9 protein-coding genes and 1 pseudogene are annotated in these 9647 nt (G+C 60.1%); 6 read left to right on the forward strand and 4 right to left on the reverse strand.

All coding sequences use genetic code 11. The features are described from left to right. The first annotated feature begins 7 nt into the window (after positions 1 to 7). Both trkA and N1078_RS15225 read left to right on the forward strand, forming a co-directional pair. On the forward strand, positions 8 to 1381 hold the full coding sequence (gene trkA, locus N1078_RS15220; RefSeq protein ID WP_274089007.1) for a Trk system potassium transporter TrkA: 1374 nt from the start codon (positions 8 to 10) through the stop codon (positions 1379 to 1381). Between the two features lie 10 nt (positions 1382 to 1391). Beyond that, a complete protein-coding gene (locus tag N1078_RS15225; RefSeq protein WP_274089008.1) occupies positions 1392 to 1715 on the forward strand; it encodes a hypothetical protein in 324 nt (107 codons plus the stop codon). A 143-nt stretch (positions 1716 to 1858) separates the two neighbouring features. Here the strand turns inward: N1078_RS15225 and N1078_RS15230 are convergent, their stop codons facing one another. The 4 genes from N1078_RS15230 to N1078_RS15245 all read right to left on the reverse strand — a co-directional run bounded on the left by N1078_RS15230 (position 1859) and on the right by N1078_RS15245 (position 4503). Further along, positions 1859 to 2512, reverse strand: coding sequence for a 7-cyano-7-deazaguanine/7-aminomethyl-7-deazaguanine transporter (locus tag N1078_RS15230; protein WP_274089009.1), 654 nt, complete (start codon positions 2510 to 2512; stop codon positions 1859 to 1861). A 126-nt stretch (positions 2513 to 2638) separates the two neighbouring features. Then, complete coding sequence (locus tag N1078_RS15235; RefSeq protein ID WP_274089010.1) at positions 2639 to 2902, reverse strand: PilZ domain-containing protein; 264 nt, start codon at positions 2900 to 2902, stop codon at positions 2639 to 2641. Positions 2903 to 3001: 99 nt separating this feature from the next. Further along, complete coding sequence (locus N1078_RS15240; protein WP_274089011.1) at positions 3002 to 3889, reverse strand: lysophospholipid acyltransferase; 888 nt, start codon at positions 3887 to 3889, stop codon at positions 3002 to 3004. A 56-nt stretch (positions 3890 to 3945) separates the two neighbouring features. Beyond that, on the reverse strand, positions 3946 to 4503 hold the full coding sequence (locus N1078_RS15245; protein WP_274089012.1) for a DNA-3-methyladenine glycosylase I: 558 nt from the start codon (positions 4501 to 4503) through the stop codon (positions 3946 to 3948). A 66-nt stretch (positions 4504 to 4569) separates the two neighbouring features. On the opposite strand from N1078_RS15245, the gene glyQ reads away from it, so the two are divergent. The 4 genes and pseudogenes from glyQ to N1078_RS15265 all read left to right on the forward strand — a co-directional run bounded on the left by glyQ (position 4570) and on the right by N1078_RS15265 (position 9109). Next, positions 4570 to 5517, forward strand: coding sequence for a glycine--tRNA ligase subunit alpha (glyQ, locus tag N1078_RS15250; protein WP_274089013.1), 948 nt, complete (start codon positions 4570 to 4572; stop codon positions 5515 to 5517). Beyond that, positions 5514 to 7616: a glycine--tRNA ligase subunit beta gene (gene glyS / locus N1078_RS15255; protein WP_274089014.1), complete on the forward strand. Its 2103-nt coding sequence runs from the start codon at positions 5514 to 5516 to the stop codon at positions 7614 to 7616. The genes glyQ and glyS overlap by 4 nt, the downstream gene beginning before the upstream one ends. A 95-nt stretch (positions 7617 to 7711) precedes the next feature. Continuing rightward, on the forward strand, positions 7712 to 8245 hold the full coding sequence (gene gmhB, locus N1078_RS15260) for a D-glycero-beta-D-manno-heptose 1,7-bisphosphate 7-phosphatase (protein ID WP_274089015.1): 534 nt from the start codon (positions 7712 to 7714) through the stop codon (positions 8243 to 8245). Positions 8246 to 8277: 32 nt separating this feature from the next. Beyond that, a pseudogene (locus N1078_RS15265) lies at positions 8278 to 9109 on the forward strand (lysophospholipid acyltransferase family protein). Positions 9110 to 9647: the final 538 nt, after the last annotated feature.

Below are 9647 nucleotides of genomic sequence, written 5' to 3' on the forward strand. Positions count from 1 at the left end.
ACACGGCATGAAGATCATCATTCTCGGTGCAGGCCAGGTCGGCGGCACCTTGGCCGAACACCTGGCCAGCGAAGCCAACGACATCACCGTGGTCGACACGGACGGCGAGCGCCTGCGTGACCTCGGCGACCGCCTGGATATCCGCACCGTGCAGGGCCGGGGCTCGTTCCCCACAGTATTGCGCCAGGCCGGTGCAGACGATGCCGACATGCTGGTGGCGGTGACCAACAGCGACGAGATCAACATGATCGCCTGCCAGGTGGCCTACAGCCTGTTCCACACCCCGACCAAGATCGCCCGGGTGCGCGAAGCGGCCTACCTGACCCGCAGCGGCCTGTTCTGCAACGAGTCGATCCCGGTCGACGTGCTGATCAGCCCCGAGCAGGTGGTGACCAATTACATCAAGCGTCTGATCGAATACCCCGGTGCACTGCAGGTTATCGACTTTGCCGACGGCAAGGCTCAGCTGGTCGCGGTCAAGGCTTACTACGGCGGGCCACTGGTCGGTCAGCAACTGCGGCAGTTGCGCGAGCACATGCCCAATGTCGACACCCGTGTGGCGGCGATCTTCCGCCGTAACCGGGCGATCATGCCGAAGGGCGACACGGTGATCGAAGCCGATGACGAAGTGTTCTTTATCGCCGCCAAGGCGCATATCCGCGCGGTGATGAGCGAAATGCGCCGCATGGAAGACAGCTACAAGAAGATCGTCATCGCCGGCGGCGGGCATATCGGCGAGCGTCTGGCCGAAGCCATCGAGAGCCGCTACCAGGTGAAGATTATCGAGATGAATCCGGCCCGTTGCCGCTACCTCTCGGAAACCCTCGACAGCACCATCGTGCTGCAGGGCAGCGCCTCGGACCGCGACCTGCTGGTGGAAGAAAACATCAGCGACGCCGACCTGTTCCTGGCACTGACCAACGACGACGAGGCCAACATCATGTCGTCCTTGCTGGCCAAGCGCCTCGGCGCGCGCAAGGTGATGACCATCATCAACAATCCCGCCTATGTGGACCTGGTCCAGGGCGGCGAAATCGACATCGCCATCAGCCCGCAAATGGCCACCATCGGCACCTTGCTGACCCACGTGCGCCGTGGCGATATCGAAAGCGTGCACTCCTTGCGCCGCGGTGCTGCCGAAGCCATCGAGGCCATCGCGCATGGCGACGCCAAATCGAGCAAGGTGGTCGGCCGCGCAATCAAGGACATTGACCTGCCGCCCGGCACCACCATCGGCGCAATCATTCGTAATGAAGAAGTGCTGATTGCCCATGACGCCACGGTGATCAATTCCGGCGACCATGTGATCCTGTTCCTGGTCGACAAAAAATACATTCGCGATGCTGAGCGGTTGTTCCAGGTCGGCCTGACCTTCTTCTAGGAAGCGCGCCATGAGCACAGAAGCGCTGGAAAAGATGCTGGCCAAGGGTGTGGATAACGCCCTGCTGCGCTTCGGCCTGGGCAAGGGCTATCTCGACGCGGGCGATAACTCGCTGGCGGCGCAGCACCTGCAATGCTGCGTGCAATTCGACCCGCAATATTCGGCAGCCTGGAAGCTGCTCGGTAAAGCGCTACTCGCCGCCGAGCAACCGCTGGCGGCACGCCAGGCCTGGGAGCAGGGCATGGCGGCTGCCCACGCGCGGGGTGACAAGCAGGCGGAAAAGGAAATGACGGTGTTTCTGCGCAAGCTGGCGAAACAGCACCCCGCCGACTAGCGCTGACGGCAAGCCTGGCCATTTACCCCATGCACCCAACCACGGCCGCTGCTGGCCAGCGCAGGCTTGGCTATTGGCCTGCAAGTGCGGCCGAACACAGGTAATGCGCGCTGCCACCGCGAATGCACGGCAGCAGTCAGCGCTTAATTCGCCGTGGCGACGCGCCTTACCATCAGCCGCGTAATGGCGTTGAGCAACATGCCGTAGAGCGGCACGAAAAGCAGCAAGCTGACCGCCAGCTTGATCACATAATCCACGCTGGCAATCTCGACCCAGTGCTCGGCCATAAACGGGTCGCTGCTTTGCCAAAAGGCGATGGCAAAGAACACCGCGGTATCCAGTAGATTGCCCAATACCGTCGAGGCCGCCGGCGCGACCCACCATTGCCGCAAGTTGCGCAAACGGTCGAACACCTGAATATCCAGCAGTTGGCCGAGGGCATAGGCAAGGAAGCTGGCCAGGGCGATGCGGGCAACGAATACGTTGAACTCCTGCAGCGCGGTAAACCCGGCAAAACTGCCGCTCTGGAACAGCACCGATACCGCATACGAAGCGAGCAAGGCGGGCAGCATCACCCGCGCGATGACTTTCCGCGCCGGGCCTTTGCCAAGCAGGCGTACGGTAAGGTCAGTGGCCAGGAAGATAAACGGAAAGCTGAACGCCCCCCAGGTGGTCTGCCAGCCGAACAGGGTCATGGGCAGTTGCACCAGGTAGTTACTGGCAATGATGATCAGCATGTGAAAGGCGATCAGGCCGGCCAGAGCCGGGCGCCAGATCGACGGAGAAACCGTTGGCATGTCATGTCCTTTTTGAATGAGATGGGGTTAGGGAACCCATTGCCGCGGCAGGGCAAAGTAGCCGCGCGGCATTCTAGCGTTTTCTTGACCGAGAGGATGGTTTTCCTCGCGTAACCAGACCGCTGGTCAGCGTTCGATAAAGCGCAGGCCGATGCCGTCGGCGTCTACGCGCATAACTTCCATCTGCAGCACCGGTGCCTCGATCGGCAAATCCTGCACCTGGCCGGTGACAATCGTGCCGTAGGGCAGGGCCGCGAGGTCAGGGTGTTTGACGTAAACGCCGCCGTCAGAAAGATCGCGGGTCTGTGCCACGACTTCACCGAAACTCGGGTGGCATATCTTGATCCGACACTTCATTGGGGTGCGAGGATGCTGGCGCTGACTGGGCATAAACCTGACCGACCTCCATAAGGGTGGTGCGATTAATAGCGAAAAACCCTGAAACCGCCAAGCATTAATACTGAAAAGGTGCCACGTGGGCACCTCAATTCAATACCACTTCGCCTCACCTGACGGACGCTTCTTGAAGCGTTTCATGGTCCACATGTACTGGCTCGGGTAAGCCCGCACATAACGCGCGATCACTGTACTCATGGCAGCAACCGCCGTGGCCGTGTCGGTGCTGTACATCTCCTCCGGGGCGGCCTCAAGAATCACCTTGAAACCCGAACCATCCGGCAGGCGCAGCGCATGCAAAAACACACCACGGGCCTTGCCGCCACTGAGCATGCCGGCCACAAACTTGCTGGTCAGTGCCTCGGTGCCGAGGAAGGGCACGAATACGCCAGAAGACAGGCTCGGCTCTGGGTCGGCCGGAATCCCCACCGCGCCGCCTTTGCGCACTTCCTTGATGACGCTGAGGATGCCTTCTTTGGTCGATGGCGCGACGCGGTTGCCCATCTGCACGCGCTGTTGGCGCAACAAGTCATCGACCGCCTTGAGCTTAGGCGGACGGAAGAAAATGATCGGTTTGCACTGGTTGCAATAGAAATGGTTAAGCACTTCCCAGTTACCGAGGTGACTGGTGATGCCGACCACGCCTTGGCCACTGGCCAAGGCCTCTTGCAAGACCTCAATACCTTCAACTTCGCGGACTAGACCCAAGGTCTTCTGTGCGGGCCAGATCCAGGCGCAGGCGCTCTCGGTAAAGGCGCGGCCGATATCCATCAATGATTGGCGCAACAACCGCTGGTGTTGTGCTTCATCCAACTCAGGAAAGCATTTGCGCAAATTAATACTGGCCACTTCTCGCGAACTGTTGGGCAGCTTCCACATCAGCCAACCAATCGCCGCCCCCACGGCCTGCACCGCGCGCCACGGCAGTAACGCGAACAAACGCAGAAAGCCCACCACCAGGGCACCTTTGAGCTTTTCCACAGGCAACTCCAGCCGATCAAAAGGCGCTTAGTGTAACCGGCCGCGCGGCTCGGTGTTCAGTCGCGGCGCAACGCCGCATAGCGATCACAGTCAGTGGTGTGATCCATCACCATGCCGGTGGCCTGCATGTAGGCATAACAAATGGTCGGCCCGACGAAGGTGAAACCGGCCTTCTTCAAGGCCTTGCTCATGGCCTCGGCTTCGGCGGTGATAGCCGGCACCTGGCTGCGCTCGCTGAAGTGATTGATCATCGGTGCACCACCGACAAACGACCAAAGCAGCGCCACCGGATCGTCCAGTTTTAACCAGGCCTGGGCATTCTGCCGCGCGGCTTTAAGCTTGAGGCGATTACGGATGATGCCGGCATCGTGCATCAGCGTGTCTTCGATGTATTCGTCTCTGAGCGCCGCCAAACGCTGTACATCAAAGCCGAACAACACCTCGCGATAACGCTCGCGCTTCTTCAGCACGGTGATCCACGACAAACCGGCCTGAAAGCCTTCCAGCAACAACAACTCGAACAGCACCTGCGGATCGCGCTGCGGCACGCCCCATTCGTGGTCGTGGTAGGCGATATACAGCGGATCATCGGTGCACCAGAAACAGCGCGGCATGCGGGTTTTCCTGAGCTTCGGTATACTCGCGGACTTTCTGAAGCCGCCAAAGTACGGGTGATATTTGTGAGCCAGACTACGCCTGCCGTGCGCACCTTCCAAGATTTGATCCTCGCCCTGCAACAGTACTGGGCTGAGCAGGGCTGCGTAGTAATGCAGCCCTACGACATGGAAATGGGCGCGGGCACCTTCCACACCGCGACCTTCCTGCGTGCCATTGGCCCCGAGACCTGGAACGCCGCCTACGTGCAGCCTTCACGCCGTCCGGCCGACGGTCGCTACGGTGAAAACCCCAACCGTCTGCAGCACTACTATCAGTTCCAGGTGGTGTTGAAGCCGAACCCGGAGAACTTCCAGGAGCTGTACCTCGGCTCGCTGAAAGCCATCGGCATCGACCCGCTGGTGCATGACATCCGTTTCGTCGAAGACAACTGGGAATCGCCGACCCTCGGCGCCTGGGGTCTGGGCTGGGAAATCTGGCTGAACGGCATGGAAGTCACCCAGTTCACCTACTTCCAGCAAGTCGGCGGCATTGAGTGCTACCCGGTGACCGGCGAGATCACCTACGGCCTGGAACGCCTGGCCATGTACATCCAGGGCGTCGATTCGGTGTACGACCTGGTGTGGACCGACGGCCAGTTCGGCAAAGTGACCTACGGCGATGTGTTCCATCAGAACGAAGTGGAGCAATCGACCTACAACTTCGAACACGCCAACGTCGAGAAGCTGTTTGAGCTGTTCGATTTCTATGAGTCGGAAGCCAATCGCCTGATCGAACTGGAGCTGCCGCTGCCGACTTACGAGATGGTGCTCAAGGCCTCGCACACCTTTAACTTGCTGGATGCACGCCGGGCGATCTCGGTCACTGCGCGTCAGCAGTACATCTTGCGCGTGCGCGCCCTGGCCCGCTCGGTGGCACAGAGCTACCTGCAAGCGCGCCGCAAACTCGGCTTCCCGCTCGCCACCCCTGACCTGCGTGATGAAGTGTTAGCCAAGCTGGAGGCAGCAGAATGAGTACCCGTGATTTCCTGGTAGAACTGGGCACCGAAGAGCTGCCGCCGAAAGCCCTGAAAACCCTTGGCGAAGCCTTTTTAGCGGGTATCGAAAAAGGCTTGAAAGCCGCCGGCCTGTCCTACAGCGCCAGCCGCTATTACGCCGCGCCGCGTCGCCTGGCCGTGTTGATCGAACAGCTTGAAGAACAACAAGCCGATCGCACCCAGAACCTTGATGGCCCGCCCGTACAGGCGGCGTTCGACAAGGACGGTAATCCGACTCAGGCCGCCCTTGGCTTTGCCAAGAAGTGTGGCGTTGAACTGAGCGCCATCGACCAGAGCGGCCCTAAGCTGAAATTCAGCCAGAGCATTCCGGGCCAAGCCGCTGCCGGCCTGCTGCCGGGTATCGTCGAAACCTCGCTGAACGAGCTGCCTATCCCTAAGCGCATGCGCTGGGGTGCACGCAAGACAGAGTTCGTCCGCCCAAGCCAATGGCTGGTGATGCTGTTTGGCGATGAGGTAATCGACTGCGAAATCCTCGCCCAACAATCCGGTCGCGTATCCCGTGGTCATCGCTTCCACGCTAATCACGACGTGCGCATCAGCGCGCCGGCCAACTACGCCGAAGACCTGCGCAGCGCTTACGTGATCGCCGACTTCGCCGAGCGCCGTGCGCAAATCGCCACTCGCATCGACCAACTCGCAGCTGAGCAAGAGGGCACCGCCATCGTGCCATCCGCACTGCTGGATGAAGTCAGCGCCTTGGTCGAGTGGCCCGTGCCGCTGGTGTGCTCTTTCGAGGAACGTTTCCTTGAGGTGCCACAGGAAGCGCTGATCATCACCATGCAGGACAACCAGAAGTACTTCTGCCTGCTGGATGCCAACGGCAAGCTGCTGCCGCGCTTTATCACCGTGGCCAACATCGAAAGCAAAGACCCCGTACAGATCATTTCCGGCAACGAAAAGGTGGTGCGTCCGCGTCTGACCGACGCCGAGTTCTTCTTCAAGCAGGACAAGAAACAGAAGCTGGAAAGCTTCAACCAGCGCCTGGCCAATGTGGTTTTCCAAGCCCAGCTTGGCTCGGTATTCGACAAGGCGCAGCGGGTCTCCGCTCTGGCCGGATTTATCGCCGAGCGCACCGCTGGCAATGCCACCAACGCCGCCCGCGCCGGCCTGCTGTGCAAGTGCGACCTTGCCAGTGAGATGGTCGGCGAGTTCCCGGAAATGCAGGGCATCGCCGGTTACTACTACGCCAAGCATGACGGCGAAGCCGAAGACGTCGCCCTGGCGCTGAACGAGCAATACATGCCGCGCGGTGCCGGCGCTGAACTGCCGAGCACCCTCACCGGCTCTGCCGTGGCCCTGGCTGACAAGCTGGATACCCTGGTTGGGATCTTCGGCATCGGCATGCTGCCCACCGGCAGCAAGGACCCGTATGCCTTGCGCCGTGCGGCGCTCGGTGTGCTGCGTATCCTGATCGAGAAGCAGCTCGACCTCGATCTGGCCGACGCAGTGGCGTTCGCCATCAAGCAGTTTGCTGGCAAGGTTTCTGACCTCAAAAACGCCACTACTGAAAGGAATGGCGTTATCAAGAAAGAAGACATCCCGCTCAAAGATCTTGTTTTTGATTTTATCTATGATCGTCTGCGCGCTCGTTATGAAGACGAAGGCGTGGAAATGGCCGTTTACCAGGCCGTGCGTGCCGTCAGCCCGACCTCGCCGCTGGACTTCGATCAGCGCGTACAAGCCGTGCAGGGTTTCCGCGCGCTTCCGCAGGCTGCCGCATTGGCCGCTGCCAACAAGCGCGTCTCCAACTTGTTGAGCAAGGCCGAAGGGCAGGTTGCGGCGAGCGTCGAAGCCCACTACTTCGACAACCCCAGCGAGTTTGCGCTGAATGCCGCAATTCAGCAGGCTGAGCAAGCGGTACAGCCACTCGCTGCAGCGCGCCAATACAACCTGGCCCTGAGCCAGCTGGCGAACTTGCGCGAGCCGGTGGATGCGTTCTTCGAGGCAGTGCTGGTCAACGCCGAAGACCCAGCCGTGCGGGCTAACCGCTACGCGCTGCTGGCCAAGCTACGTGGCCTGTTCCTTGGTGTCGCCGACATCTCGGTACTTGGCTAACGCCTGCTAAATCGTAGGATGGGTCGAGCGCAGCGATACCCATCACCACCTTTACCGGGTGGCGGCCATCACCGCCAGCCGGTTCGGAATACTGCATGAAACTGCTGATTCTCGACCGCGACGGCGTAATCAATTACGACTCCGACGCCTATATCAAAAACCTCGCTGAATGGATTCCGCTACCCGGCGCCATTGAGGCGATCGCGCGCCTGTCGCAAGCCGGCTGGACAGTCGCCGTGGCCACCAATCAATCCGGGGTGGCTCGCGGCTATTACGACCTGGCCACGCTGGAAGCCATGCATGCACGTTTACGCGAATTGGTAGCGGAGCAGGGCGGCGAATTGGGTCTGATCGTGCACTGCATTCACGGCCCGGATGAAGGCTGCGCCTGCCGTAAACCGAAACCCGGGATGCTTGAGCAGATTGCTGCGTACTATGACGTCGCACTCAAGGGTATCTGGTTTGTCGGCGACAGCAGCGGTGACCTGAAGGCCGCACAAACCGTCGACTGTCAGCCAGTTTTAGTAAAAACCGGCAAGGGTGAACGTACCCTGGCGCAAGGATTGCCAGCGGGCACCCTGATATTTGATGATCTGGCGGCGGTTGCCGATCAGCTTCTCCACCTATAGAGCAGGCCCTGCCTGCGACGGTAAAAGCTCCCATGTCGATAGTGCAGACCCTCAGAACCTTCCTCTTCTATCTGTTGTTGTCTTTCAGCGCCTTCTTCTGGTGCACCCTCAGCGTCTTTGTCGCGCCCTTTTTACCCTTTCGTGCCCGCTACCGGTTCGTCGTGCAGAACTGGTGCCGCTGCGCCACCTGGCTGGCCAAGGTAGTGGTCGGTATCCGTTACGAGATCAAGGGCCTGGAAAATATCCCGGAGCAGCCCTGTGTAATTCTGGCCAAGCACCAGAGCACCTGGGAGACCTTCTTCCTCTGTGGCTTCTTCGAGCCGCTGAGCCAGGTGGTCAAACGCGAGCTGCTGTATGTACCGTTCTTCGGCTGGGCGATGGCCATGCTCAAGCCCATCGCCATTGACCGTAGCAACCCCAAGGCGGCACTCAAGCAACTGGCCAAAGTTGGCCATGAACGTTTGGAGCAGGGCGCCTGGGTATTGGTCTTCCCGGAAGGCACGCGTATTCCACCTGGCCAGATCGGCAAATTCAGCCGCGGCGGCGCCTCCCTCGCGGTCAACGCCAACCTGCCCGTGCTGCCGATTGCCCACAACGCTGGCGAGTTCTGGCCCAAGCAGGGCTGGGGTAAAACCCCGGGTACCGTTCAAGTGGTGATCGGCCCGCTGATGTACGCCGAAGGCACCGGCCCGCGCGCCATCGCTGAACTCAACGACCGCGCCTTTGCGTGGGTCAGCCAGGCACAGCGTGATATCGGCTCACTGGATACGCAGAACCAACCCCTCAAAACTCAGGCGTCTGCCTGAGCCGTCTGTAACCAGGCGCCCCATGGCATCGACTCCATTAGCTCGGAGCCAAGCGTAAGGGGCGCCTGCAGGCTGAAACGCTGGCTAGGCATATGTGAGGCGCTTATCGGGCGCGCAACCCCGCCTAGAGTCTAGTGGCAGGCTTTAAGCCACAGCCTGAGTTGACCGCCTGTCAACGCCACCTGATTACAGTAATTAGCCACGACCACCAGTACCGCACCTCACAATCGCCCACCTGATGCCCCTATGGGTAGCTGCTGCAGTGAGTGGCGATGGTCGGCTTCGATTGGCGGACTCGCATTAGCTCGACGAGCTTTTAGCTGAAGTATTGGCGGCGCTATCACTCAGACTTTTCTATTCCTTCAGTACCGCGGCTAAAGGTCGTCCGAGCAACCTTCCCGCGCTTCAAAATAGCCAGGTCATCAACACTGAAGGAAATGGTTACTGCCCACACTCATTTTTAGCGATCTCGCCGAGTCGTTAATCAATCGACTGACACAAAAATCGCCTTTTCGCAGAATCGAGTAGGAGGCAGATTCACATCTGCCGTCCTCTCACACCACCGTACGTACGGTTCCGTATACGGCGGTTCAGGT

The organism is Pseudomonas sp. MIL19, assembly GCF_028680365.1.
Classification (GTDB): Bacteria; Pseudomonadota; Gammaproteobacteria; order Pseudomonadales; family Pseudomonadaceae; genus Aquipseudomonas; species Aquipseudomonas spirodelae.

Bases quoted from the DNA above. Each gene is read 5' to 3' on its own strand.
- N1078_RS15225 (WP_274089008.1), top strand. From the start codon at position 1,392: ATGAGCACAGAAGCGCTGGAAAAGATGCTGGCCAAGGGTGTGGATAAC.
- gmhB (WP_274089015.1), top strand. From the start codon at position 7,712: ATGAAACTGCTGATTCTCGACCGCGACGGCGTAATCAATTACGACTCC.
- N1078_RS15235 (WP_274089010.1), bottom strand. From the start codon at position 2,902: ATGCCCAGTCAGCGCCAGCATCCTCGCACCCCAATGAAGTGTCGGATC.
- N1078_RS15230 (WP_274089009.1), bottom strand. From the start codon at position 2,512: ATGCCAACGGTTTCTCCGTCGATCTGGCGCCCGGCTCTGGCCGGCCTG.
- glyS (WP_274089014.1), top strand. From the start codon at position 5,514: ATGAGTACCCGTGATTTCCTGGTAGAACTGGGCACCGAAGAGCTGCCG.
- N1078_RS15245 (WP_274089012.1), bottom strand. From the start codon at position 4,503: ATGCCGCGCTGTTTCTGGTGCACCGATGATCCGCTGTATATCGCCTAC.
- trkA (WP_274089007.1), top strand. From the start codon at position 8: ATGAAGATCATCATTCTCGGTGCAGGCCAGGTCGGCGGCACCTTGGCC.